Below are 25,773 nucleotides of genomic sequence, written 5' to 3'. Positions count from 1 at the left end.
CTGGCTTGCCAGCGAAGGCCGCGACGCGGTCTTAGCGCTTGGCGATGATGTACACCGCATGCACGATGCCCGGAATGTACCCGCACAGCGTCAGCAGAATGTTCAGCCAGAAGGCGCCAGCAAAGCCCACCTGCAGAAATACGCCCAGTGGCGGCAACAGAATGGCGAAGATAATTCGGATCAGGTCCATCAGGCAGTTCCTCGAGTAAAGTCCTAACAACAGACTGCAACGGCTGCCCAGTGGTTCAAATTGCCAGCACTGCGCAAAAAAAAACGCCCCAGGCCAAAAGGATCAGGCCCGGGGCGATGCGCAGGAACGCGAGACGGTTCGTGGAATTCGGTGCCAGCGCTGCCTGCTCAGGCACGCTGCTGGTGAAGCTGCGCCGTGTGCACCCGGGCAAAGGCCCGGGCCAGGCGCAGCAGCATTTCATCGATGTTGCCCTGGCTGACGGTCAGCGCCGGCGAAAAACGCAGCACATCGTCCCGCGCCGCATTCAACAACAGGCCCTCTTGCAGCGCTGCCTGCACCACCTCAGCGGCCGAGTCGTCAGTCAACGCCAGCCCCCACAGCAAGCCCTGCCCGCGTACCTCACCCTGGCCATAGCGCCCGGCCAGATGGCTCAGGCCATCACGCAAATGCCGCCCCGAGGCCTGCACCTGCTCCAGAAAGCCAGGCTCCAGCACGGCGTCGAGCACAGCCAGGCCCGCAGCGCTCATCAGCGCATTGCCGTGGTGGCTGCCCTCCAGCTCACCGGCCTCGGCACAGCACGCGGTGCCCCGCGCCAGCAAGGCGGCCAGCGGTACACCACCGCCCAGGCCCTTGCCCAGGGTGATGATGTCGGCACGCACGCCATAGGTCTGCTCGGCCAGCAGTGCACCACAGCGCCCGACACCCGTCTGTACCTCGTCGAGGATCAGCAGGATGCCCAGCTCGCGGCACAGGCGCTCCACCCCCTTGAGGTAGTGCTGGGTCGCCGGGATAACCCCGGCCTCGCCCTGGATCGGTTCAAGCATGATCGCCACGGTACGCGAGTCCACCGCCGCATGCAGCGCCGCCAGGTCGTTGAATGGCACCTTGCTGAAACCCGGCACACCCGGTTCGCAGCGGTTGCACGCCGACGGGTCCGAGGCCGACAGCGCGCCCAGGCTGCGCCCATGGCAGCTCTGGCGGGCAGTGATGATGTGATAGGCACCGCCACGATGCAGTTGCCCCCACTTGCGGGCCAGCTTGATTGCCCCTTCACAGGCTTCGGCGCCGCTGTTGAGCAGGTACGCCTGATCGCTGCCGGTGCTGCTGCACAGGCGATTGACCAGTTGCAGCAGGCCACGGTTGTGAAACCCCGCCCCCGGGTTGATCAGTGCCTGGGCCTGCGTGCTCAGCGCCTGCACCAATGCCTTGGGGCTATGCCCGAGGCTGTTCACCGCACAGCCCTGGGTGAAGTCCAGGTAGGCACGGCCATCGCTGTCCCACAGCCACGAGCCCTGACCACGCACGAACACCTGCGGGGCACGCTCGGTGGCGGGCATCAGGCACTCGCGAGAGAGGGATTCGGCTGCGCCATGGCCACCGGGGCCGGCGCCCGCTCGGCGGCACGCGCCGCCTGACGGCGCAGGTTGAACAGGTTCATGCGCGCAGCCCTTCCAGCGGCAGGCCGAGCAGGCGTGCGCTCCAGTCCTCGACCTGGCCAGTGCGCAGGCGCTTGATCGCAATGTCGCGCCAGCGTGACGAGAGGGCCGGACAATCCACCAGCTTTTTCAAACCTGCATGCTCCAGAGGTTCACGGTAAAAAGTGTGCAGCGCCCAGGCCACGGTAAGGCCCGGATAACTGCGCTGAATCAGTTCAAACGGTTCATCGGCGCTGACGAAACCCGGCTTCAGCACCCGGTAGAACCAACCGCAGCGACCTGCGTCCTGCGCCTGCTGCGGCAGCTTCGGCAAGCCCCAGCGGTGGCTCAGGCGGTAGCACGGCGAGCGCGGCTGGCTGATCTGCAACAACGCACCGCCCCAGCGAAACAGGTCGCCCAGGCACACCTGTTCTTCACACAGGCCGTGAGTCGAAAGGTTTTCGCCAAAGGCCGGGGCACACCAGTCGATCTGTGGATAACGTCGGCGCCAATAGGCGTAGTGCTCGGCCGGGTAGTGGTGCAAGGCCCGCTCGGGGCCGGTGTGAAAGCGCGGGTCGCCGTGCTCATCGCTGCCCAGCCCCTGTGGCCATAACCACAGCCTTCTTGCAACCTGTTCCTTGTCGACATCGGTCAACAAGCCATACCCCAGATTCTTTGCCTTGCCTATGTAAACGCCATCCACATACACGGTATTCATCGCGCCCTATGGCCCTGTAAACCTTGTGAATACGGGATAGACTAGGCTTCTCGCGGGCCGTCGGCCATTTCGTTTTTCGAGCTTTATTGATAAGTATTACTTATGGATTTTCGCCAACTGCGTTATTTCGTCGCGGTCTATGAAGAAGGCCATGTGGGCCGGGCTGCCGAGCGCCTGTCGCTGTCGCAGCCAGCCCTCTCGCAACAGATCCGCCAGCTCGAACACAGCCTCGACGTCAGCCTGTTCGAACGCGGCAACAAGCGCCTGCTGCCAACCCTGGCCGCACACACCCTGTACAACCACGCCCTGCCCTTGCTCGACGGTTTGCAACGCGCCCGCGAGGCGCTGCGCAACTTCCGCGGCCAGGCCCTGCGCACCCTGGCCATCGGGGTGCTGCAGACCGTGCGGCCGAGCCTGGTGCCGCAGTTGCTCGACCGCCTGCGCAAGGCGCAGCCGCACCTGGTGGTGCAGATCTATGAACTGTCAGGGCTGGAGATCGAACGACGCCTGCTCAACGGCACCCTGGACATCGGCATCAGCTACCTGCCGCCGCGCAGCCAGGGTTGCACGGGCTGCTGCTGTACGAAGACGAACTGCAACTGGTGATCCCGCACACGCACCCGCTGCGCGAGTTCAAGAAGGTCTCGCTGAAACAGGCGGCGGAGCTGCCAATGCTGTTGCTGGGCGAGGAATTCCAGGTGCGCCAGATCTGGCAGACGCAACTGGCCAACCTGGGGCGCCGCCCGCAGGGTGCAGGCCGAGATGAACAACATGGGCGGGATTCTCGACAGCCTCGCGCACACCTCGCTGGCCACGGTGCTGCCGGGGCGCGCGCAGGAAGCCACCGACGATCCGCAACTGCTGTGGAAGCCGCTCAGCGAACCACGGGTGCCGCTCAAGGTGGGGTTGGTGTTTCGCGATGCGCAACGCCAGCAGGCTTCGGTCGAACTGCTGCGTACGCTATTGGAAGAGGAGATCGACCCACGCCAGATCGGTGTGTCGCCCCTGGATGTGCTCGGCTAAAAAACCCGGGCAAAAGAAAACCCCGCCGAAGCGGGGCTTTGCAGACTGTTTCCCTGACATCCTTTTCAACCCACCATCCTGGCAGGAATCCCTCGTGTCCCTGTTATGGTCAGTGCGCTTCCTGCGCTACGTCCATGCAGTGAAGATTAGCTGTGGATCCAATCTTGCGGAAGAGGCGAAACTCCACCACGCCATGTAAGTAAATGCTTACATGACGCATTAACACTCAGAACTGCTCGGCATCCAGCAGGTACAGCGACTCACTGCCTGCCCGCACCGAGGCGCTCAGGGAGTGGATACGCGGCAGCAGGCGGGCGAAGTAGAAGCGTGCCGTGCCCAGCTTGCTGGCGTAGAAGTCGTCTTCGCCCTGACGGGCCAGCGCAGTGCGGGCCATCAGCGCCCACATGTAGGCGTAGGCGGTGTAGCCGAAAGCCTGCAGGTACTCCACCGACGCCGCCCCGATTTCGTTGGGGTTGGCCTTGGCACGGTCCAGCACCCAGGCGGTCAACTCGTCGAGCGTGGTCAGGGCCGCCTGCAAGGGCTGCACGAACTCGCCCAGCTGGCTGTCGGCGCTGGCAATGAAATGGCGGATCTCGTCGGCGAACAGCGTGTAGAACGCGCCGCCGCTGCCCACGACCTTGCGCCCCATCAGGTCCAGTGCCTGGATGCCGTTGGTGCCTTCGTAGATCTGCGTGATGCGCACGTCGCGCACCAGTTGCTCCTGGCCCCACTCGCGAATGTAGCCATGGCCGCCGAACACCTGCTGGCCATGCACGGTGGCTTCCAGGCCCAGGTCGGTCAGGAACGCCTTGGACACCGGGGTCAGCAGGGCGACCAGGTCTTCGGCACGTTTGCGTGTGTCACGGTCTTCGCTGAACTTGGCGGTGTCGAGTTGCATTGCCACGTAGGTCGAAAAGGCCCGCCCGCCTTCGTTCAGGGCCTTCATGGTCAGCAACATGCGACGCACATCGGGGTGCACGATGATCGGGTCGGCCGCCTTGTCCTTGGCTTGCGGGCCGCTCGGAGCACGGCTTTGCAGGCGGTCGCGGGCGTATTCGATGGCGTTCTGGTAGGAGCGCTCGGCCGACGCCAGGCCCTGGATGCCTACGCCCAGGCGCTCGTAGTTCATCATGGTGAACATCGCCGCCAGACCTTTGTTCGGCTCACCCACCAGGTAGCCCACGGCCGCGTCGAAGTTCATCACGCAGGTGGCCGAAGCCTGAATACCCATCTTGTGTTCGATCGAGCCGCAGGTGGCCGGGTTGCGCTCGCCCAGGCTGCCATCGGCATTGACCAGGAACTTGGGCACCAGCAACAGCGAGATGCCCTTGGGCCCAGCCGGGGCGTCAGGCAGCTTGGCCAGTACCAGGTGAATGATGTTTTCGGTCAGGTCGTGCTCGCCGCCGGTGATGAAGATCTTGGTGCCGGTGACCTTGTAGCTGCCATCGGCCTGCGGCTCGGCACGGGTACGGATGATGCCCAGGTCGGTACCGGCGTGTGGCTCGGTCAGGCACATGGAGCCCGCCCAGACCCCGGCATACATGTTCGGCAGGTACTGGGCCTTGAGGGCCTCGCTGGCATGCGCGTTGATCGACAGGCAGGCACCGGCCGTCAGCATCGGGTACAGGCCGAAGGCCAGGCTGGACGAGTTGACCATCTCTTCGACCTGAGCCGAGATCACCTTGGGCATGCCCATGCCGCCGTAGGCCGGTCGCCGCCGACGCCGACCCAACCGCCTTCGGCATAGGTGCGGTAGGCGTCGATGAAGCCGGCCGGGGTGCGTACCGCACCGTTGTCCCAATGGCAGCCCTCTTCGTCGGCACTGCGGCTCAGCGGCGCGATGCGCTGACTGGTGACCTTGCCGGCTTCTTCGAGCACCGCCAGCGCCGTTTCCTCGTCGACCACCTCGGCCAGCCCGGGCAGTTGCGCCCACAGCCGGGACACTTCGAAGACTTCGTTGAGGACGAAGCGCATATCGCGCAGGGGCGCTTTGTAGTCAGCCATGGCAACCTCTCACCTTGAGTCGGGGCGGCCTCGCAGGGCCGCTACACAGTTGCCAAGCAGTGTAACCGAACAACTTTTGCGAGACATAGGGTCATCTAGCGACTATATAGTCAACTTCAGTCACGCCATAGTCAACTTCAGTCACGCCATGCGTACTGCCCCACGCTTGGCCTGATGCCCATGCGTCATGGTGCAGTTGCGCCCCGCGCCCTTGGCGCTGTACAGCGCCTGGTCGGCAGACTTGAGCACTTCGTCCGGGCTGCGGTGCTCGGGCAGACGCTCGGCGGCGCCGATGCTGATGGTCACCGACACGCTGCTGGCCCCTGCGGCCCCCCGACGCTGGCGCCCTTGCTGGTCGTCCTGCGGGCGGTTGTCCTGGTTGCGCAGCTGGATATTGTAGTTGGCGATCACTTCACGCACCGCCTCCAGGTGCGGCAGGCACTCCTCGATGGTCTTGGCCGCGAACACCAGCGCGAACTCCTCACCGCCGTAGCGGTAGGCGCGACCGCCGCCGGTGACCTTGGACAGTTTGCTGGCCACCAGGCGCAGCACCTGGTCGCCCACATCGTGGCCGTGGGTATCGTTGAATTTCTTGAAGTGGTCGACGTCGGTCATCGCCAGCACATAGTTGCGCCCCAGGCGCTGCATGCGCTCGTTGAGTGCGCGTCGGCCCGGCAGGCCGGTCAGCTCGTCACGAAAGGCCATCTGGTAGGCCTCGTGGGACACCGCAGCGGCAATCATCAGCATCACCTGGCTGCACATGATGTTCAGGGTGAAGGGCAGGATGAAGGTCTTGGGCAGCATCCAGAAGATCCCGACCAGCCCGATCACCTGGGCCGCATGCAACGGCCGCGGCTCACGCAGATACTGCACCACCAGCAGCACGAAGGCGCAGATGAATACCGGATACGCCAGCTGGATCAGGCTCATCCATTGGCCATGCAGCGACGGCCAGCGAATCTCCGCCAGCCAGCCGAGCAGCGCCTGCGGGTAGCTCTGCTCCAGGCCCAGGGCCACGCTGCCCACCGCCAGCAACACGGCAAAGCGCGCCACCATGTCCTGGAACAGGTGGGTGCGCTCCTGCCAGGCACCGAACAGGCCAAACAGGATAGGCAGCAGCAGGCACACCAGGTGGAACACCACGGCCGCGTCTTCGCGCACCACGCCGTTGTCACGGTAGAAATCGGTCTGGGTATCGAGCAGGTAGTAGGCGATGTACACCGTGACCATCAGAAACAGCTCACGCTGGCGGCGATACACCGCGCAGTAGGCGCCACCAAGCAGCAGCACCAGGGTGGGCAACACGTTGAACAGCGATGTGAAGAAGACACTGAGGTCTCTGACATAAGCGGCCGCAAGCCCCGACACCAGCAAGAACAGCGACGGTAGAAAATGGCTCAGGCGTACAGCGGATAAACGAAACAAGGGAATCTCCGACCCGGCAGATCAAGTAATGGCATTGTGCCTTTAATGTGTCGGCAGCGCACATGAATAGATGAATATGCCGGCAGCCGTTGTAACGGCAGCGGTGAGGCGGGGCTTAGGATCAAAGTGTGTCGAGAGTGTTTGCAGGCAAAAAAAAGCCCGCCGGTCAGGGCGGGCATTTTTGTTTCAAGCGATGACTCAGTACGAGAGACCGAAGTGCTCTTCGTTCATGTCCATCAGGTTGCTCGCACCCGACAGCATGGTTTCGACATGGGTACGGGTACGCGGCAGGATGCGCTGGAAGTAGAAGCGCGCCGTCTGCAGCTTGGCGGTATAGAACGCTTCTTCAGTGGTGCCGGCCGCCAGTTTTTCGGCAGCCAGGCGCGCCATGTCGGCCCAGAAGTAGGCCAGGCACGCGTAACCGGAATACATCAGGTAGTCCACCGACGCGGCGCCCACCTCTTCACGGTCTTTCATCGCGGCCATGCCGACCTTCATGGTCAACTCGCCCCATTCCTTGTTCAGCTTGGCCAGCGGCGCGACGAACTCGCTGATGGCGCTGTTGCCTTCGTTGTTCTGGCAGAACTTGTGCACGATCTTGGTGAAGCCCTTGAGCGCTTCGCCCTGGGTCATCAGCACCTTGCGGCCCAGCAGGTCGAGTGCCTGGATACCGGTGGTGCCTTCGTACAGCATCGAGATGCGGCTGTCGCGAACGTTCTGCTCCATGCCCCACTCGGCGATGAAGCCGTGGCCACCGTAGATCTGCACGCCATGGTTGGCCGACTCGAAACCGACTTCGGTCATGAACGCCTTGGCGATCGGGGTCATGAAGGCCAGCAGTGCGTCGGCCTTCTTCTTCTCGTCTTCATCCTGGCTGTACTTGACGATGTCGACCTGCTTGGCGGTGAAGTAGACCATTGCGCGGTTGCCCTCGGCGAACGCTTTCATGGTCAGCAGCATGCGGCGCACATCCGGGTGCACGATGATCGGGTCGGCCGCCTTGTCGGGCGCCTTGGGGCCGGTCAACGAACGCATCTGCAGGCGGTCACGGGCATACTTCAGGCCACCCTGGAACGCCACTTCGGCGTGGGCCAGGCCTTGCAGCGCAGTGCCCAGGCGAGCAGTGTTCATGAAGGTGAACATGCAGTTCAGGCCTTTGTTGGCCGGGCCGATCAGGTAGCCGGTGGCGGCGTCGAAGTTCATCACGCAGGTGGCGTTGCCGTGGATACCCATCTTGTGTTCGATCGAACCGCAGGTGACTGCGTTGCGCTCGCCCACACCGCCGTCGGCGGTTGGCATGAACTTGGGCACGATGAACAGCGAGATGCCTTTGGTGCCGGCCGGTGCATCGGGCAGGCGCGCCAGCACGATGTGCACGATATTGTCGGCCATGTCGTGTTCGCCGGCAGAGATGAAGATCTTGGTGCCGGTCACGGTGTAGGAGCCGTCAGCCTGTGGCTCGGCCTTGGTGCGCAGCATGCCCAGGTCGGTGCCGCAGTGCGGTTCGGTCAGGCACATGGTGCCGGTCCACTCGCCCGACACCAGCTTGGTCAGGTACGCCTCCTGCTGCTCGGGGGTGCCGTGCTCGGAGATAGTGTTCATCGCACCATGCGACAGGCCCGGGTACATGCCCCACGACCAGTTCGACTCGCCGACCATTTCGCTCACCGCCAGGCCCAGCGACTCCGGCAGGCCCTGGCCGCCATGCTCGATGTCATGGGCCAGGCTCGGCCAGCCACCTTCGACGAACTGCTTGTAGGCTTGCTTGAAGCCGGTCGGGGTCTTCACGCCCGACTCGCTCCAGGTGCAGCCTTCCAGGTCGCCCACACGGTTCAGCGGGGCCAGTACCTGTTCACAAAACTTGGCGCCTTCTTCAAGGATCGCGTCGACCATGTCGGGGGTAGCATCAGCGCAGGCCGGCAGGCTCTGATAGTGCGCTTCGTAGCCGAGCAGTTCATCGCGAACGAAACGAATATCACGCAAGGGGGCTTTGTAATCAGGCATAGCGATGAACCTCTGCTGATGAATCCTTGATAGGGAGACCGCGACATACCGACCAGCTCTAGGCGGCTTTCGGTCAAACAGTTGTTTGAAACATACGTTTACGCCGAAACGTTGTCAAGCACCCGGCAGAGGGCAAATCTGCCATGCCGGGCTGCGCTCCGGCCTCTCCACGCACAAACGCCAGGTGCAGGCAAACGCCCGGCCTGCAAGGGCCGGGGCATGAAAACCGAAGGATGTTAAACGTCTTGCCGTGAAGGAGCCGGGACGGCTCAGGCGAAGGTATCGATCAGGGTGCCGAGCATTTCGTCGGACGCTTTGGCCACTTTGACACCCAATTCGACCTGATGCTTGCCCAGCGCCAGTTCGACGGTGCTGGTGGCCAGGTCCATCTGCTGGCTGCGGTCTACCGAACGCAGGCGCTCGGCCTGGTAGTCGCTGGACTGGCTGGTGGCGGAGCGCTCGACCGTGGTGGTGGCGATCTGGTTGGCGGCTTGATCGACACGGTTCTGACCGGTCTGAATCGAGCTCAGGCCGGCATAGAATGCGGAGTTGCCCGAGATTTCCATGTCATTTTCTCCAGGTGGCAGGCGCCACGTGTCACAAACAATGCGCCTATTGAAGCAGACCGCCGGGCAAAAGGCCCGTCAAAAACACTAATGGCACAGTGCCCGCCGATAGATTCAGCCTAGTCGAGCAGGTCCAGTTGCAAATGCCCGGCCACCGCCTCGGCGCTGGCCCCCTTGAGTTTGGGCACTCGCCCAAGGCAAGGCGCCGGCAGGCGCTCGGCCAGGGTGGCAAGGTTTTCTTCCAGGCGCGAGGTGCGTGGTTCGATGATATTGGCGACCCACCCGGCCAGTTGCAGGCCATCGCGGGCGATGGCCTCGGCACTTAGCAGCGCATGATTGATGCAGCCCAGGCGCACGCCGACCACCAGGATCACCGGCAACTGCAACGCGATCGCCAGATCGGACAGGTTGGCCTGGTCGGACAATGGCACGCGCCAGCCCCCGGCGCCTTCGATCAGGGTGAAATCCGCGCCCTGCGCCAGTACCTCGCGCATCGGCGCCAGCAGCGCCTGCACGCTCAGCGCCACACCCGCCTCGCGGGCCGCCAGGTGCGGCGCGATAGCCGGCTCGAAGGCGAATGGGTTGACCTGCGCATAAGGCAACGCGACGCTGCTGTGCGCCATCAGCGCCAGCGCATCGGCGTTGCGCAGCCCCTTGGGCGTGACCTCGCAGCCGGAGGCCACCGGCTTGGCGCCCAGGGTGCTCAGGCCGGCCAGGCGAGCGGCATGCAACAGGCCTGCCGCGATGGTGGTCTTGCCCACATCGGTATCGGTGCCGGCAATGAAGTAGGCAGCGTTCATTCAGTCCCCCGGTGCCAGCGGCTTGTGCAGTAGCGCGTAGACTACCTGATAGGTCGCCGGCAGTCCCTGCGGCTGGCGCAGGCGCTCGTAGGCCTGCAGCATGCCCTCCAGGCGTGCCCGGCCGGTCAGCCCCGCAGGCCGCCCGGGGTTGAGGTTGTGCGCACCGAGGGCTTTGAGCTCATGGGTAAGGCTGCGCACATCGGGGTAATGCAGCACATGCGGCCGCACCTGCAGCCCGAGTACCTGCAGGCCGCTGGCGCTGCACAGGCGCTGGTACTCGTCCAGGTGGCGAAAGCGATTGACGTGCACCCTGCCGTCCACCGCCTGCCAGCTGTCACGCAGTTCGGCCAGGGTACCCACGCACAGGCTGGCGAATGCCAGCACCCCGCCAGGCTGCAACACCCGCCGTGCTTCGCTCAGCACCGCGGCGAAGTCGGCGCACCACTGTACCGCCAGGCTGGAGAAGATCAGCCCGGCGCTGGCGTCACGCAACGGCAGGCGCTCGGCATCACCGGCCACATGGTAGTGCGCGCCGCCCTGAGCCCGGGCGTGCTGCAGCATGCCTTCAGCGATGTCCACCGCCACCCCGAGGCCCTGTGGATAGCGCTGGCGCAACTGGCGGCTGAAATGCCCGGTGCCGCTGCCCAGGTCGACCCAGCAGCGGGGCTGCAAGGCCTGTGGTACTTGCGCCAGCAGCTGCGCGCCGACTGCGCGCTGCAACTCCGCGACGCTGTCGTAGCTGGGCGCCGCGCGGGAAAACGATGCCGCCACCTGGCGCTTGTCGGGCAAGCCGCCAGGCAGGTTCGGCTGGGTAAGATCAGTCATCGCCACTCTCGTGCAGGAAGGTCTTGATCGCGCCGGCCAGTTCCTGCGGGTACTCCAGCAGGAAGGCGTGCGCGGCATCCTCCACCAGGCCTACTTCCACATCCGGCAACAGCTCGTTGAGTGCCTTGGCCGCCTCGACCGGCACCAGCGCATCGCGACCGGCGAACAGGTGCAGTTGCGGGCCGTCGTAGTTTTGCAGCGCCGCACGGGTGTCGAGCTGGCCCAGCACTTCAAGCGCCGTGGTCAGGTACAGCGGATCAAGTGCCGGCACCCCGATATCGAGCAGGCGGATCAGGCTGCGCGTCTCCTGCGCACCCTGGCTGCACAGCGACTTGAAGCGCTTGAGCGTCACCTGGGGATGGTTGCGACAGCCATCCACAAAGGTGGCGAAGGTGTCGGCCAGCATGCCGTGGGGCCAGTGCGCACGGGCCACGAAGCTGACGTTGCTGGCCAGCGTCACCAGCCCGCAGCAGTGGTCGCCGCGCCGTTCCGCCAGTTCGGCGGCCAGCATCCCGCCCAGCGACCAGCCACCCAGCCAGGTGTCGGTAGGCAAGTGCCGGTCCAGGTAGTCGAGCCACACATGCACATCGCTGGCGGCCAGTTGCGGCAGGTCGACCAGTTCGACATGCAAGGCACTGTCCTGCGCCCGCAGGCTGGCGGCCAGTGGCTCCAGCGCAGCGCGGCCCATGCCCCAGCCGGGCAACAGTATCAATCGATCACGCATCAGCAGGCTCCAGCAGCGGATAGCACTCGGCCAATGCATTCAACAATAGCTGCACCTGCGCCGCAGTGTGCGCCGCGGTCAGCGTGACACGCAGGCGCGCACTGCCGGCAGGTACGGTCGGCGGACGAATCGCAGTGACCATCAGGCCGCGCTCGCGCAACAGCTCGGACAAGCGCAGCGCACGCCCCGCATCGCCGATCACGATCGGCTGGATCGGCGTGGCGCTGTCCATCAGTTGCAGCCCCAGTTGCTCGGCGCCCTGACGGAATTGGCCAATCAACGCCTGCAGGTGCTCACGCCGCCAGTGCTCATCGCGCAGCAGTTGCAGGCTCTTGAGCGTGGCGCAGGCCAAGGCCGGTGGCTGGCTGGTGGTATAGATGTAGGGGCGGGAGAACTGGATCAGGCTTTCGATCAACTCGTCGCTGCCGGCCACGAACGCACCGGCCGTACCAAACGCCTTGCCCAGTGTGCCGACCAGTACCGGTACCTGCTCCAGGCCCAGGCCGAAGTGCTCGACCACACCGCCGCCGTGCCTGCCCAGCGTGCCGAAGCCGTGGGCATCGTCGACCATCAGCCAGGCGCCCTTGCGCTGGGCCTGCGCGGCCAGTGCCGGCAGGTCGGCAATGTCGCCGTCCATGCTGAACACCCCGTCGGTCACCACCAGCACATTGCCGCTGGCCTTGTCCAGGCGCTTGCCCAGGCTGTCGACATCGTTGTGCAGGTAACGGTTGAAGCGCGCCCCGCTGAGCAGGCCGCCATCCAGCAGCGAGGCGTGGTTGAGACGGTCCTGCAGCACGCTGTCGCCCTGCCCCACCAGCGCAGTCAAGGCGCCCAGGTTGGCCATGTAGCCAGTGCTGAACAGCAGTGCCCGCGGCCGCCCGGTGAACTCGGCCAGGGCCAGCTCCAGCTCATGGTGCGGGGTGCTGTGGCCGACCACCAGGTGCGACGCACCACCGCCGACACCCCAGCGCTCGGCGCCAGCGCGCCAGGCGCCGATCACCTCGGGGTGGTTGGCCAGGCCCAGGTAATCATTGCTGCAGAACGCCAGCAGTGGCTGGCCATCGACCACCACCTCGGGGCCTTGCGGGCTTTGCAGCAGGGGGCGCTGGCGATACAGCGCCGCAGCACGCCGTTGCGCCAGGCGCGCGTTCAGATCAAAGCTCATGACGACCTCAGGCCGATGCGGCGTCGTAGAACAGCTCGCTGCTCTTCTGCTCCACCAGCGCCTGCTCGATGGCGGCCTGATGCACTTCGTCAGCGTGCTCTTCACGCGCTTCGGGCTGAATGCCGAGGCGGGCGAACAATTGCATGTCCTTGTCGGCCTGCGGGTTGGCCGTGGTCAGCAGTTTTTCGCCGTAGAAGATCGAGTTGGCCCCGGCGAAGAACGCCAGCGCCTGCATCTGCTCGTTCATCGCCTCACGGCCGGCCGACAGGCGCACGTGCGATTGCGGCATCAGGATGCGTGCCACCGCGAGCATGCGGATAAAGTCGAACGGGTCGACTTCCTCGGCGTTTTCCAGCGGCGTACCGGCCACCTTGACCAGCATGTTGATCGGCACCGACTCCGGGTGTTCCGGCAGGTTGGCCAGTTGGATCAGCAGGCCGGCGCGGTCGTCCAGCGACTCGCCCATGCCCAGGATGCCGCCCGAGCAGATCTTCATCCCGGCGTCACGCACATAGGCCAGCGTCTGTAGACGCTCGCTGTAGGTGCGGGTGGTGATGATGCTGCCGTAGAACTCCGGCGAGGTGTCGAGGTTGTGGTTGTAGTAGTCCAGCCCGGCGTGCGCCAGCGCTTCGGTCTGCTCCTGGTCGAGCTTGCCCAGGGTCATGCAGGTTTCCAGGCCCATGGCCTTGACCCCTTTGACCATCTGCAGCACGTAGGGCATGTCCTTGGCCGAAGGGTGCTTCCACGCCGCGCCCATGCAGAAGCGCGTGGAGCCGATGGCCTTGGCGCGGGCGGCCTCTTGCAGCACCTTCTGCACTTCCATCAGCTTCTGTTTTTCCAGCCCGGTGTTGTAGTGGCCGGACTGCGGACAATATTTGCAATCTTCCGGGCAGGCGCCGGTCTTGATCGACAGCAGGGTCGAGACCTGCACGCGGTTGGCATCGAAATGCGCGCGGTGCACGGTCTGCGCCTGGAACAGCAGGTCGTTGAAGGGTTGCTGGAAGAGTGCTTTGACTTCGGCCAGGGACCAGTCGTGACGAAGCGTTGCAGTTGTGCTGGCGCTCATGGGTGTTTCCTTGTTTAGGCTTGTACTGGCGCCGGGACAGGAAAGCCCGCCGAGCGCATCACGGATAGCTCGCATAGTTAAGGAAGCGCCATGCACTGTCAACCATCACTCAAGGAGCTGGTTTACAACTGGCTAAATAACAACCAATCATGTTTATTGTGCGACGAGCCCGCCCAGCAGCCCAGGCCCATCTGCAGTGCCTGTGAGAGCGAACTGCCGTGGCTGGACGAGTGCTGCCAGACCTGCGCGTTGCCGTTGCCGATGCGCGACCTGACCTGCGGCCAGTGCAGCCGTCGGCCACCGGCGTTCACCCGGGTGGAGGCGCCCTGGCATTACGGGTTTCCGGTGGATGCGCTGATTACCCGCTTCAAGCACCAGCGCCAGTGGCCGCTGGGTCGGTTGCTGGCGCAACTGCTCGGCTGCTGGCTGGCGCATCGCTTCGCCGATGGCCTGCCGCGCCCGGCCCTTCTGCTGCCGGTACCGATGGCGCGGCGGCGCTTGCGCGAACGTGGTTTCAACCAGGCCGGCATGCTTGCCCAGTGGTTGGCCGGGCAACTGGGCATTGCCTGTGCCGCAGACATCCTGCAACGTCCGCACGACACCCTGGCGCAGCAGGGGCTGACGGCAAACGCCCGCCGAGGCAACCTGTTGCGAGCGTTCGCGTTGTCCGATTCGGCAGCGATACACGGCCTTCATGTTGCGATCGTCGACGATGTGCTCACCACCGGTGCCACTGCTCAGGCCTTGGCCAGCCTGCTGCGCCAGGCGGGCGCGCAGCGGGTCGACGTGTACTGCCTGGCGCGTACGCCCAAGCCGGGTAGCGCTTGACTTGAGGCAGGCTGGCGGGCACTTTCGGGGCCACTCCCTGCCCGAATGCGTGCCTGCCCATGTCCTTGCCTGCGCCCCTGACCCAACACATCGTTCGTCGCCCGCAGCGCATCGCGCTGCTGCAGCACATTGCCGAACAGGGCTCGATCACCCGTGCTGCAAAAAGTGCGGGCATGAGCTACAAGGCGGCGTGGGATGCCATTGACGAACTCAACAACCTGGCGGCCAGCCCGCTGGTGGAGCGCAGTGTTGGTGGGCGTGGCGGTGGTGGTGCGCGGCTTTCCGAGGAAGGCCAGCGTGTGCTGTGCCTGTACCAGAAGTTGCAGGTGTTGCAGGCGCAGGTGCTGGAGGCCGCCGAGGGTGCCAGCGACCTCGACCTGCTGGGGCGCCTGATGTTGCGTACCAGTGCGCGCAACCAGTTGCATGGGCGGGTGAGTGCGATTCGGGCGCAGGGGCGCATCGACACGGTGGAGCTGGCTCTGGCCGGCGGCTTGCATATCGAGGCGCAGATCACCCATGACAGCACCTTGCGCCTGGAGCTGGCGCTGGGCACGCCGGTGGTGGCACTGATCAAGGCCGGCTGGCTGGAGGTGGTGATGCCCGGGCCGGCGCAGGTCAACCAGCTGAGCGCGGTGGTGCAGGAACTGATCGACGACCCTGAAGGGACTACCGAGGTGCGCCTGAGCTTGAGTAACGGGCAGACACTGTGTGCGTTTGCCGAGCCGCCGTGGTTGCTCGACAACCGTGTGGCGGCAGGCAGTGAAGTGGCGGTGCGTTTTTCGCCGGCGTATGTGTTGCTGGGTACGCCGCTCTAGAACCGCACCGGCCCCTTCGCTGGCAAGCCAGCTCCCACAGGGTGATCGCTGGTTTTGAGGGCAGCGACGAACCTGTGGGAGCTGGCTTGCCAGCGAAGGGGCCCACGCGGTGCGCATGCTGTACCATGGCTCTCATACGCCCGACCACCCGTCGCGCCGCAGGAGCTCGCATGTCCCACCCCTTCGAAACCCTCACCCCCGACCTGGTCCTCGACGCCGTCGAAAGCATCGGCTTTCTCAGTGACGCGCGCGTATTGGCGCTCAACAGCTACGAGAACCGCGTCTACCAGGTAGGCATCGAAGACGCCGAACCACTGATCGCGAAGTTCTACCGGCCCGGTCGCTGGAGCAACCAGGCCATCCTCGAAGAACATGCCTTCACCGCCGAACTGGCCGACTGCGAAGTCCCCGTGGTCGCCCCGCTGGTGCACAACGGCGAAAGCCTGTTCGAACACGCCGGCTTTCGCTTCACGCTGTTCCCGCGCCGCGGCGGGCGCGCCCCCGAACCCGGCAACCTCGACCAGCTCTATCGCCTCGGCCAACTGCTCGGGCGCCTGCACGCGGTCGCGCCACGCGCCCGTTCGAACACCGCGAAGCCCTGGCCATCGACAACTTCGGCCACGCCTCGCTCAACACCCTGCTCGACGGCGACTTCGTGCCGCGCAGCCTGCTGCCCGCCTACGAGTCGGTGGCCCGCGACCTGCTCAAGCGCGTCGAGGACGCCTACGCCCGCACCCCGCACAAGGTCATCCGCCTGCACGGCGACTGCCACCCCGGCAACATGATGTGCCGCGACGAGGTGTTCCATATCGTCGACCTCGACGACTGCCGCACCGGCCCGGCCGTACAGGACCTGTGGATGATGCTCGCCGGTGAACGCCATGAACGCCTCGGGCAACTGGCCGAACTGATGGACGGCTACAACGAATTCCACGACTTCGACCCGCGCGAACTGGCCCTGATCGAGCCGCTGCGCGCCCTGCGCCTGATGCACTACAGCGCCTGGCTGGCGCGCCGCTGGGACGACCCGGCGTTCCCGCGCAGCTTCCCCTGGTTCGGCAACGAACGCTATTGGGGCGACCAGATCCTCGCCCTGCGTGAGCAGACCGCCGCCCTGGCCGAAGAGCCGTTGAAATTGTTCTAGAACCTTGCGCCAGTCTGTCTACAATGGCCGGGCTATTCGATAGCTGCCTAAGCAAGGAATCTGCATGCAAGCCGCAAACCCGCGCCGCGGGTACATCCTGGGCCTCACGGCCTACATCATCTGGGGCCTGTTCCCGCTCTACTTCAAAGCGCTGCAGAACGTACCGGCGGTGGAGATCATCGTGCACCGGGTGCTCTGGTCGGCGCTGTTCGGCTCGATCCTGCTGCTGTTCTGGAAGCACCCCGGCTGGTGGCGCGAGTTGCGCGACAACCCGCGTCGGCTGGCGATCCTGGCCCTGAGCGGCTCGCTGATCGCGGGCAACTGGCTGACCTACGTGTGGTCGGTGAACAACGGGCGCATGCTCGAAGCCAGCCTGGGCTACTACATCAACCCGCTGGTCAACGTGCTGCTCGGCATGCTGCTGCTCGGCGAGCGCCTACGCCGCCTGCAATGGGTCGCGGTGGGCCTGGCGGCGCTGGGGGTGGCGCAGCAGGTGTGGCAGGTCGGCAGCCTGCCATGGGTGTCGCTGGCGCTGGCGCTGAGCTTCGGTTTCTATGGCCTGATCCGCAAACAGGCCCCGGTGGCGGCCTTGCCAGGGCTGGTGGTGGAAACCTGGATGCTGGTGCCGCTGGCCATTGGCTGGCTGTTGCTCAACCCCATGGCACACAGTGCCCAGGCCAGCTTCTATACCACCACCGACGCGCTGTGGCTGGCCGCCGCCGGGCCGGTCACGCTGATACCGCTGGTGTGCTTCAACGCCGCCGCACGCCACCTGCCCTATACCACCCTGGGCTTCCTGCAGTACCTGGCCCCGACACTGGTGCTGCTGCAGGCCGTGCTGCTGTTCGGCGAGCACCTGTCGAGCAGCACGCTGGTGGCGTTCATGTTCATCTGGGCAGGCCTGGCGCTCTACAGCGTGGACGCGTGGATCAGCCTGCGCCGGCGCAGTTGAACCCTACGCCGACTCTTCAGGGCGCAGCGTGAGTTCCACCATCAGGTCATCGGCCAATGCCTCCAGACGCTGCTGCAGGTCATCCAGCGACAGCGTCAACGGCAACGCCAGCAGCGCATCGGCATGAAACAGCGGCTCGCTGCTCATCGGCGCGGGCCGCACATCGGTGGTGAAGCGCTCCAGGTTGACGCCCTGCTCGGCCAGCAGGCGGGTAATGTCACGCACGATACCGGGGCGATCATTGCCTACCAGCTCCATCGCGATCGGCTTCCAGGTACAGGACGGCTCAATGCCGCTTTCAGCGATCAGCACGCGGATGTCGTGCTTGCCCAGCGCCTGCAACGCCTCCACCAGCTCGTCATAGGATTCGGCCGGTACCGCCACGCGCAGTATCCCGGCGAATTGCCCGGCCATGCGCGACATGCGACTCTCCAGCCAGTTGCCGTTATGCTCGGCGATGCATTCGGCCACGCGCTCCACCTGGCCGGCCCGGTCCGGGGCAATCACGGTCAATACGAGATGATCCACGCCGCGCTCCTCACTCTGGGCCCCTGAATACCGGGGGCGCCGATCAAGTATAGGCAAGGCGCGGCAACCTGCCGCAGCAGCCACAAACAACAAATCGTGTACTGTTTTAAGATTTATCTGGAACAATTAACTCTATTTTTGAGAACATGCCCGCTCCCAGCACGCCGTATCGCGACCAAATGGTCGAAAAAAGGCGTATTTAGTCTGATTTTCCCAAGCGCAGCGCTTCATGTAGTATGCCGCGACGCGCACTACAAAACGTTGAAACAAGAGCTGAGATAGCTGAGCAGAGTGAGGCAAGCAATGACTGAACACGTTCAAGTCGGTGGCCTTCAGGTCGCCAAAGTCCTGTTCGACTTCGTGAACAACGAAGCCATTCCCGGAACCGGCGTCAACGCCGAGCAGTTCTGGAGCGGGGCAGAGAAGATCATCAACGACCTCGCTCCAAAGAACAAAGCACTGCTGGCCAAACGCGACACCCTGCAGGCGCAGATCGATGCCTGGCACCAGGCGCGCAAAGGCCAGGCTCACGATGCCTCGGCTTACAAGGCCTTCCTCCAGGAGATCGGTTACCTGCTGCCAGAAGCGGCGGATTTCCAGGCCTCCACCCAGCATGTCGATGACGAAATCGCCCGCATGGCCGGCCCGCAACTGGTGGTGCCGGTGATGAACGCACGCTTCGCGCTCAACGCCTCGAACGCCCGCTGGGGTTCGCTGTACGACGCGCTGTACGGCACCGATGCCATCAGCGAAGCCGGTGGCGCCGAGAAGGGCAAGGGCTACAACAAGGTCCGTGGCGACAAGGTCATCGCCTTCGCCCGCGCCTTTCTCGACGAGTCCGCGCCACTGGCGGCAGGCTCGCATGTCGATGCAACCCGCTACAGCATTGCGGGCGGCAAGCTGCAGGTGGCCCTCAAGGGTGGCAGCAACAGCGGCCTGCGTGACGATGCCCAGCTGATCGGCTACCACGGCGATGCCGCGGCACCGACCGCCGTGCTGCTCAAGCACAACGGCCTGCACTTCGAAATCCAGATCGACGCCAGCACCGCAGTCGGCCAGACCGATGCCGCCGGGGTCAAGGACGTGCTGATGGAAGCCGCCCTGACCACCATCATGGACTGCGAAGACTCGGTCGCCGCCGTGGACGCCGACGACAAGGTGGTGATCTACCGCAACTGGCTGGGCCTGATGAAGGGCGACCTGTCCGAAAGCGTCAGCAAGGGCGGCCAGACCTTCACCCGCACCATGAACCCGGACCGCGAGTACACCGCGCCCAACGGCGGTTCGGTCAGCCTGCACGGCCGCTCGCTGCTGTTCGTGCGCAACGTCGGCCACCTGATGACCATCGACGCGATCCTCGACAAGGATGGCAACGAGGTGCCCGAGGGCATTCTTGACGCGCTGGTCACCAACCTGGCCGCCGTGCACAACATCAATGGCAACACCACGCGCAAGAACAGCCGTACCGGCTCGGTGTACATCGTCAAGCCGAAGATGCACGGCCCTGAAGAAGCCGCGTTCACCAACGAGCTGTTCGGTCGCGTCGAAGACGTGCTGGGCCTCAAGCGCAACACCCTGAAGGTCGGCATCATGGACGAGGAGCGCCGTACCACGGTCAACCTCAAGGCCTGCATCCAGGCGGCCAGCGAGCGTGTGGTGTTCATCAACACCGGCTTCCTGGACCGTACCGGTGACGAGATCCACACCTCCATGGAAGCCGGCGCCGTGGTGCGCAAGGGCGCCATGAAAACCCAGAAGTGGATCGGCGCCTACGAGAACAACAACGTCGACATCGGCCTGGCCACCGGCCTGCAGGGCCGTGCCCAGATCGGCAAGGGCATGTGGGCCATGCCCGACCTGATGGCCGACATGCTGGAACAGAAGATCGCCCACCCGCTGGCCGGTGCCAACACCGCCTGGGTGCCGTCGCCAACCGCGGCTGCGCTGCATGCACTGCATTACCACAAGGTCGACGTGTTCGCCCGTCAGGCGGAACTGGCCAAGCGTGCGCCGGCTTCGGTCGACGACATCCTGACCATCCCGCTGGCCGCTGACACCCACTGGTCGGCCGACGAGATCCGCAACGAGCTGGACAACAATGCCCAGGGCATTCTGGGCTACGTGGTGCGCTGGATCGACCAGGGCGTGGGCTGTTCGAAAGTGCCGGACATCAACGATGTGGGCCTGATGGAAGACCGTGCCACGCTGCGTATTTCCGCCCAGTTGCTGGCCAACTGGCTGCGCCACGGCATCATCAGCGAGGCGCAGGTGCTCGAAGGCCTCAAGCGCATGGCGCCGGTGGTCGACAAGCAGAACGCCAGCGACCCGCTGTACCGCCCGATGGCGCCGGACTTCGACAGCAACATCGCCTTCCAGGCGGCCGTCGAGCTGGTGGTTGAAGGCGCGAAGCAGCCTAACGGCTACACCGAGCCGGTACTGCACCGTCGTCGTCGCGAGTTCAAGGCGCGTAACGGGCTGTAAGGCCGTTACAGGGCTGCTGACGCAGCCCTTCGCTGGCAAGCCAGCTCCCACAGGAACTGCACTGGCCTGAAGGACAGTGCATCACCTGCTGGAGCCAGGCTTGCCGGCGAAGGGGGCTACGCAATCCCCAGTTCGTGCCGCACCAGTTTCAACAACTTCTCCACATCAATCGGCTTGAGCAGAAAGTCCACCACGCTCAGGTGCATCGCCGTGATCGCATCCTGCACCTCGGCATCCCCCGATACGATGATGATCGGCAACGCCGCTTTTTCCGATTCGCGAATCTGCCGGATCAGCTCCAGGCCATCCACCGGCTGCATGCGCAGGTCGGTGATCAGCAAGCCAATCCCCGCCTCGCGGTTCAGGCACTCCAGCGCCAGCAGCGTATTGGCCGCCGTCAGGCAACGAATACCCTGGGCCCGGAGGTAACTGGCCAGCGCCTCCCTCGAATCCTGGTTGTCTTCGACAATCAATACCTGCTGCTGCGCAACCCCGCGCACAGTCACCGTCGCCAGCGCGTGACGCTCGGCATCACTTAGTATGTCGTCGGTTTCGGGCATGTCTTATCCATCGCAAAATACCCCTTGAATCAAGTTCAGACCGCAAACCCCATGCCTGCAAACTGCCTTTCGTCGGGTAATTGACACCGAGCCCCTTTAGACAAACGTCCAATGGGCACTGGACGGCCCGCGGCCGACCATGCAGCACGATAAAAACAAACCGTCGGCTGCCACCTGCCGATACAAAGATGCGGTAAATGCTCATGAGCAAAATGGACGCCTTCGCCCAGGCCGGAAAAACTGCAGTACTGCAGAACATCCACGGTACCATGCAGTTCCTGCAACGCTTCCCGCCGTTCAACCAGATGGAGAACGCCCACCTGGCGTACCTGGTCGAACAATGCCAATTGCGCTTCTATGCCAGCGGCGAGAGCATCATCAAGCCTGCCGACGGCCCCGTCGAGCACTTCTACATCGTCAAGCAGGGCCGCGTGGTGGGCGAGCGCAACCATGCCGCCAGCGGCACCGAGACCACCTTCGAGATCACCGGCGGCGAGTGCTTCCCGCTGGCCGCACTGCTGGGCGAACGGGCCACCCGCACCGAACACCTGGCGGCCGAAGACACCTTCTGCCTGCAACTGAACAAGGCCGCGTTCATCCGCCTGTTCGCGCTGTGCGAGGCGTTTCGCGACTTCGCCCTGCGCGGGGTCAGCAGCCTGCTCGACCAGGTCAACCAGCAAGTGCAACGCCGCGCTGTGGAAAGCCTGGGCAACCAGTACTCGCTCAACACCCGCCTGGGCGAGCTGGCCATGCGTCACCCGGTCACCTGCAGCCCCGACACACCGGTGCGCGAGGCCGTGCGCCGGATGCACGAGCAACAGGTGGGCAGCATCGTCATCGTCGATGCGCAGCACGCGCCAGTGGGCATCTTCACCCTGCGTGACCTGCGCCAGGTGGTAGCCGACGCCAGCGCCGACGTCGCCGCGCCGATCGCTGGGCACATGACCGCCCGGCCGTTCTACCTCAGCCCGCAGGCGAGTGCCTTCGATGCCGCCATCGCCATGACCGAGCGCCATATCGCGCACGTCTGCCTGGTCGAAGACCAGCGCCTGTGCGGGGTGGTGTCCGAGCGTGACCTGTTCTCGCTGCAACGGGTCGACCTGGTCCACCTGGCGCGCACCATTCGCCACGCCCCGCGCGTGGACAACCTGGTGTCGCTACGCGGCGAGATCGGCCAACTGGTCGAACGCATGCTCGCCCACGGCGCCTCGTCGACCCAGATCACCCACATCATCACCCTGCTCAACGACCATACCGTGTGCCGCGTGATCGAGCTGGCGATCCAGGACAAGGGCGACCCCGGCGTACCGTTCAGCTGGCTGTGCTTCGGCAGCGAGGGGCGTCGCGAACAGACCCTGCACACCGACCAGGACAACGGCATCCTGTTCGAGGCACGCGACGCGGCCCAGGCCGCCGAGATCCGCAGCCGCCTGCTGCCGCTGGCGCTGCACATCAACCAGGGCCTGGCGCAGTGCGGGTTCAGCCTGTGCAAGGGCAACATCATGGCCAGCAACCCCGAGCTGTGCCTGTCGCGCGCCGAATGGGCACGGCGCTTCGCCGCGTTCATTCGCGAGGCCACGCCCGAGAACCTGCTGGGCTCAAGCATCTACTTCGATCTGCGCGTGGTATGGGGCGAGGAGCGCGCCTGCGAGCAGTTGCGCCAGGGCATCCTCGACCAGGTCGCCGACAACCGCCTGTTCCAGCGCATGATGGCCGCCAACGCGCTGCGCCAGCGCCCGCCGGTGGGGCGCTTCCGTGATTTCGTGCTGACCCGCAGCGGCAGCGACAAGGCCGCTACCCTCGACCTCAAGGTGCAGGGCCTGACGCCCTTCGTCGACGCGCCCGCCTGCTGGCACTGGCCCACGGCATCGCCGCCAACAATACCCAGGAGCGCCTGCGTCAACTGGTGGCCAAGGAAATCATCGATCCGCTCGATGGCGGCGCCTATGAAGAGGCCTACCACTTCATCCAGCAGACCCGCATGCAGCAGCATCAGTTGCAGACCCGACAGAACCTGCCCTACTCCAACCGCGTCGACCCCGACAGTCTCAACGACCTGGACCGGCGCATCCTGCGTGAATCCCTGCGCCAGGCCCAGCGCCTGCAAAGCAGCCTGGCCCTGCGGTACCAGCTATGAGCCTGTTCACCTGGCTGCGCCCCAGCCACCCCCCCCTGGACGCAACCCAACAGCAGCGCCTGGCGCAGTTGCCGGCGCCGGCCGAGCTGCAGGAGCATTCCCTGCGCGCCCAGCGCTGGGTGGTGCTGGACCTGGAAACCAGCGGCCTGAACCTCAACCGCGACCAGGTGCTGTCGATCGGCGCCGTGGTCATCGAGGACGGTGCCATCGACCTGGGCCAGCAGTTCGAACGCACCCTGCACCGCCACGACCACAAACCCGGCCCCAGCGTGCTGATCCATGGCCTGAGCCCCAGTGCGATCGCCGCAGGCTGTGCACCGGCAGAGGCCCTGCTCGACCTCATGGACTTCATTGGCGACAGCCCGTTGCTGGCGTTTCACGCAGGGTTCGACCAGCGCATGCTCGGCCGCGCGCTGAAGGAAAGCCTGGGCTACCGCTTGCAGCACCCGTTTTTCGATGTCGCCGAACTGGCGCCACTGCTCAACCCCAACGTGGTGTTGCGCGACGCGGGGCTGGACGACTGGACGGCCTGCTTTGGCCTGCACGCCCAGGAGCGCCACCATGCCAGCGCCGATGCCCAGGTTACTGCCGAGCTGGCATTAATCCTGTTCAGCCAGGCCCGCCGCCAGCACCTGGACAGCCCGCTGTTGCTGGAGCATCGCCTGCAGGGCTGGCGCCGCCGCCGGCAGCACAGCCACGGGTTCTGATCGCTGGCGCAGCGCCTCCCCTGACGATCCGATGAGCGTTAATTGCACAGTGCCACTGGCTCTGACACAATCGCGAATAATTCTCGTTAGTTAACGCTTGTTTTTCGGGGAACGTCTTGTCGTCAGTGCAAAGCCCACACGGTGAGCTGGTTGGTGCGCTGTACCGTGATCATCGCAACTGGTTGCTGAACTGGCTGCGGCGCAACATCGCCTGTGCCGATCGTGCCGAAGACCTGAGCCAGGACACCTTCGTACGCCTGCTCGGGCGCGACCAGTTGCCGGCCCCGCGCGAGCCCCGGGCGTTTCTCGCGGCGGTGGCGCGCGGCCTGCTGTTCGATCATTTCCGGCGGGCGGCGCTGGAGCAGGCCTACCTGGCCGAACTGATGCTGCTCCCCGAGGCCGAGCAGCCTTCCCCCGAACAACAGCACCTGATGCTTGAAGACCTCAAGGCCATCGACCGCCTGCTGGGCAAGCTGTCGAGCAAGGCGCGTGCGGCATTCCTGTACAACCGCCTGGACGGCATGGGCCATGCCGAGATCGCCGAGCGCCTGGGTGTATCGGTGTCGCGCGTGCGCCAGTACCTGGCCCAGGGCATGCGCCAATGCTACGTGGCGCTGTACGGCGAGCCGACATGAGCGGCATCAGTGCCAAGCCGGTATCGGCGCGCGTGCTCGACGCCGCGATTGCCTGGCAACTGTGCCTGGACGCCGGCAGCGCCGAAGAGCGTGCCGAGTTCGAGCGCTGGCATGCCGCCGACGAGGAGCATGCGCGGGCCTGGATGCAACTGGGCATGCTCAACCAGCGCTTTGCCGCAGCCGCAGGGCCGGTGCGCAAGGCCCTGGGGCAATCGCGCGTGGGCATGCGCCAGCGCGTGCGCAAGCTTGGCCGCGGGCTTGCCAGCCTGGTGCTGGTGGGCGGCCTGCTGGGCTGGCTGAGTGCGCACCAGAGCCTGGGCTACTGGCTGGCCGACCAGCGCACCGCCACCGGCGAACAACGCAGCCTGCGCCTGGAAGACGGTACGCTGATCAGCCTCAATACCCATTCGGCGGTGGACGTGCGCTTTGATGCCAGGCAGCGCCTGGTGGTGTTGCACGAGGGCGAGATCTCCATCGAGACCGGGCACAACGACGAACGGCCGTTTATCGTCGCCACCGCAGACGGCCGCTTGCGCGCGCTGGGCACACGCTTCCTGGTGCGCCAGGAAGACCAGGGCACGCGCCTGAGCGTGCTGCAATCGGCGGTGGCGGCCAAGCCGCTGGACAGTGGCGACGAGCAGATCCTGCGCGAAGGCCAGCAAGTGCTGATGCGCCATGACCATCTGGACCGCGTCGCGCCGTTGGGGATGGGCGCCGATGCCTGGACGCGCGGCATGCTGGTGGTCGACAACGTGCGTCTGGATACGCTGGTGGCGGAGCTGGCACGCTACCGCAGCGGTTACCTGGGCGTGGCGCCGGAGGTGGCCGGGTTGCGCATCACCGGCAGCTTCCCGCTCAAGGACAGCGACCTGGCGCTGCAATCGTTGCTGCCGACCTTGCCGGTGCAGATCGAGCAGCGTACGCCGTGGTGGGTGAAGGTGGTGGGAGCGCCTGCAGCTTCGCGGTGACGCCATCGCGGTTCAAACCCTGAGGCAAAAGATTATCTGGCAACCCCTGTCACTTTTCCCCGCTCATTCGGCAAGGAAGCTAGTCAGCACTTA

19 protein-coding genes and 5 pseudogenes are annotated in these 25,773 nt (G+C 65.0%); 10 read left to right on the top strand and 14 right to left on the bottom strand.

Annotated elements, in window-relative coordinates; translation table 11 throughout:
* Window positions 1-31 precede the first annotated feature (31 nt).
* From G3436_RS03770 to G3436_RS03760, 3 genes and pseudogenes are all read right to left on the bottom strand, one after another.
* The gene (locus G3436_RS03770) at window positions 32-190 is read right to left on the bottom strand and encodes a YqaE/Pmp3 family membrane protein (protein ID WP_163941449.1); all 159 of its coding nucleotides are present in this window, start codon (window positions 188-190) and stop codon (window positions 32-34) included.
* A 167-nt stretch (window positions 191-357) separates the two neighbouring features.
* Window positions 358-1,628 (bottom strand): annotated as a pseudogene (locus tag G3436_RS03765) (aspartate aminotransferase family protein).
* Window positions 1,625-2,323, bottom strand: coding sequence for an MOSC domain-containing protein (locus G3436_RS03760; protein WP_163941445.1), 699 nt, complete (start codon window positions 2,321-2,323; stop codon window positions 1,625-1,627). The pseudogene G3436_RS03765 and the gene G3436_RS03760 overlap by 4 nt, the downstream one beginning before the upstream one ends.
* Before the next feature lie 102 nt (window positions 2,324-2,425).
* On the opposite strand from G3436_RS03760, the pseudogene G3436_RS03755 reads away from it, so the two are divergent.
* Window positions 2,426-3,346, top strand: a pseudogene (locus G3436_RS03755) (LysR family transcriptional regulator).
* A gap of 226 nt (window positions 3,347-3,572) precedes the next feature.
* Here the strand turns inward: G3436_RS03755 and G3436_RS03750 are convergent.
* The 9 genes and pseudogenes from G3436_RS03750 to bioB form a co-directional block, all read right to left on the bottom strand.
* Window positions 3,573-5,350 (bottom strand): annotated as a pseudogene (locus tag G3436_RS03750) (acyl-CoA dehydrogenase C-terminal domain-containing protein).
* A 141-nt stretch (window positions 5,351-5,491) separates the two neighbouring features.
* On the bottom strand, window positions 5,492-6,775 hold the full coding sequence (locus G3436_RS03745; RefSeq protein ID WP_163941443.1) for a GGDEF domain-containing protein: 1,284 nt from the start codon (window positions 6,773-6,775) through the stop codon (window positions 5,492-5,494).
* Between the two features lie 198 nt (window positions 6,776-6,973).
* Window positions 6,974-8,779 carry a phenylacyl-CoA dehydrogenase gene (locus G3436_RS03740; RefSeq protein WP_163941440.1) on the bottom strand — a complete coding sequence of 602 codons (1,806 nt, stop codon included), beginning with the start codon at window positions 8,777-8,779 and terminating at the stop codon, window positions 6,974-6,976.
* 269 nt (window positions 8,780-9,048) lie between these two features.
* Complete coding sequence (locus tag G3436_RS03735) at window positions 9,049-9,345, bottom strand: pyrroloquinoline quinone biosynthesis protein PqqE (protein WP_163941437.1); 297 nt, start codon at window positions 9,343-9,345, stop codon at window positions 9,049-9,051.
* Window positions 9,346-9,464: 119 nt separating this feature from the next.
* Window positions 9,465-10,145: a dethiobiotin synthase gene (bioD, locus tag G3436_RS03730; RefSeq protein WP_163941434.1), complete on the bottom strand. Its 681-nt coding sequence runs from the start codon at window positions 10,143-10,145 to the stop codon at window positions 9,465-9,467.
* Window positions 10,146-10,970 carry a malonyl-ACP O-methyltransferase BioC gene (gene bioC / locus G3436_RS03725; RefSeq protein ID WP_163941432.1) on the bottom strand — a complete coding sequence of 275 codons (825 nt, stop codon included), beginning with the start codon at window positions 10,968-10,970 and terminating at the stop codon, window positions 10,146-10,148.
* Window positions 10,963-11,694: an alpha/beta fold hydrolase gene (locus G3436_RS03720; protein ID WP_163941430.1), complete on the bottom strand. Its 732-nt coding sequence runs from the start codon at window positions 11,692-11,694 to the stop codon at window positions 10,963-10,965. Before G3436_RS03720 ends, bioC begins: the two co-directional genes overlap by 8 nt.
* Window positions 11,687-12,859: an 8-amino-7-oxononanoate synthase gene (bioF, locus tag G3436_RS03715; RefSeq protein ID WP_163941428.1), complete on the bottom strand. Its 1,173-nt coding sequence runs from the start codon at window positions 12,857-12,859 to the stop codon at window positions 11,687-11,689. The genes G3436_RS03720 and bioF overlap by 8 nt, the downstream gene beginning before the upstream one ends.
* A gap of 7 nt (window positions 12,860-12,866) precedes the next feature.
* The gene (gene bioB / locus G3436_RS03710; protein ID WP_163941416.1) at window positions 12,867-13,925 is read right to left on the bottom strand and encodes a biotin synthase BioB; all 1,059 of its coding nucleotides are present in this window, start codon (window positions 13,923-13,925) and stop codon (window positions 12,867-12,869) included.
* A 90-nt stretch (window positions 13,926-14,015) separates the two neighbouring features.
* Here bioB and G3436_RS03705 point away from each other — a divergent pair, with 90 nt between their 5' ends.
* The 4 genes and pseudogenes from G3436_RS03705 to rarD all read left to right on the top strand — a co-directional run bounded on the left by G3436_RS03705 (window position 14,016) and on the right by rarD (window position 17,664).
* Window positions 14,016-14,753 carry a ComF family protein gene (locus G3436_RS03705; RefSeq protein ID WP_163941415.1) on the top strand — a complete coding sequence of 246 codons (738 nt, stop codon included), beginning with the start codon at window positions 14,016-14,018 and terminating at the stop codon, window positions 14,751-14,753.
* A 59-nt stretch (window positions 14,754-14,812) separates the two neighbouring features.
* The gene (locus G3436_RS03700) at window positions 14,813-15,568 is read left to right on the top strand and encodes a TOBE domain-containing protein (RefSeq protein ID WP_163941413.1); all 756 of its coding nucleotides are present in this window, start codon (window positions 14,813-14,815) and stop codon (window positions 15,566-15,568) included.
* 170 nt (window positions 15,569-15,738) lie between these two features.
* Window positions 15,739-16,712: pseudogene (locus G3436_RS28460) on the top strand (serine/threonine protein kinase).
* 64 nt (window positions 16,713-16,776) lie between these two features.
* Window positions 16,777-17,664 (top strand): EamA family transporter RarD, encoded by an 888-nt coding sequence (gene rarD, locus G3436_RS03690; RefSeq protein WP_163941411.1) that lies wholly within the window; start codon window positions 16,777-16,779, stop codon window positions 17,662-17,664.
* Between the two features lie 3 nt (window positions 17,665-17,667).
* Here rarD and G3436_RS03685 read toward each other — a convergent pair whose 3' ends face one another.
* Window positions 17,668-18,192, bottom strand: coding sequence for an ACT domain-containing protein (locus G3436_RS03685; RefSeq protein ID WP_163941409.1), 525 nt, complete (start codon window positions 18,190-18,192; stop codon window positions 17,668-17,670).
* 303 nt (window positions 18,193-18,495) lie between these two features.
* Here G3436_RS03685 and G3436_RS03680 point away from each other — a divergent pair, with 303 nt between their 5' ends.
* Window positions 18,496-20,673, top strand: a complete 2,178-nt coding sequence (locus G3436_RS03680; RefSeq protein ID WP_163941407.1) for a malate synthase G — start codon at window positions 18,496-18,498, stop codon at window positions 20,671-20,673.
* A gap of 116 nt (window positions 20,674-20,789) precedes the next feature.
* Here the strand turns inward: G3436_RS03680 and G3436_RS03675 are convergent, their stop codons facing one another.
* A complete protein-coding gene (locus tag G3436_RS03675; protein ID WP_163941403.1) occupies window positions 20,790-21,233 on the bottom strand; it encodes a response regulator in 444 nt (147 codons plus the stop codon).
* 203 nt (window positions 21,234-21,436) lie between these two features.
* On the opposite strand from G3436_RS03675, the pseudogene G3436_RS03670 reads away from it, so the two are divergent.
* The 4 genes and pseudogenes from G3436_RS03670 (at window position 21,437) to G3436_RS03655 (ending at window position 25,680) form a co-directional block, all read left to right on the top strand.
* Window positions 21,437-23,370, top strand: a pseudogene (locus G3436_RS03670) (DUF294 nucleotidyltransferase-like domain-containing protein).
* On the top strand, window positions 23,367-24,077 hold the full coding sequence (locus tag G3436_RS03665; protein ID WP_163941401.1) for a 3'-5' exonuclease: 711 nt from the start codon (window positions 23,367-23,369) through the stop codon (window positions 24,075-24,077). Before G3436_RS03670 ends, G3436_RS03665 begins: the two are co-directional and overlap by 4 nt.
* Window positions 24,078-24,193: 116 nt before the next feature.
* Complete coding sequence (locus G3436_RS03660) at window positions 24,194-24,712, top strand: RNA polymerase sigma factor (RefSeq protein ID WP_163941400.1); 519 nt, start codon at window positions 24,194-24,196, stop codon at window positions 24,710-24,712.
* Complete coding sequence (locus G3436_RS03655; protein WP_163941399.1) at window positions 24,709-25,680, top strand: FecR domain-containing protein; 972 nt, start codon at window positions 24,709-24,711, stop codon at window positions 25,678-25,680. The genes G3436_RS03660 and G3436_RS03655 overlap by 4 nt, the downstream gene beginning before the upstream one ends.
* Window positions 25,681-25,773: the final 93 nt, after the last annotated feature.

This window comes from Pseudomonas brassicae (assembly GCF_010671725.1).
GTDB classification, from domain to species: domain Bacteria; phylum Pseudomonadota; class Gammaproteobacteria; order Pseudomonadales; family Pseudomonadaceae; genus Aquipseudomonas; species Aquipseudomonas brassicae.
Note: the sequence above shows the minus strand (reverse complement) of the source record. Positions and strands in the feature narration are given on the sequence as shown.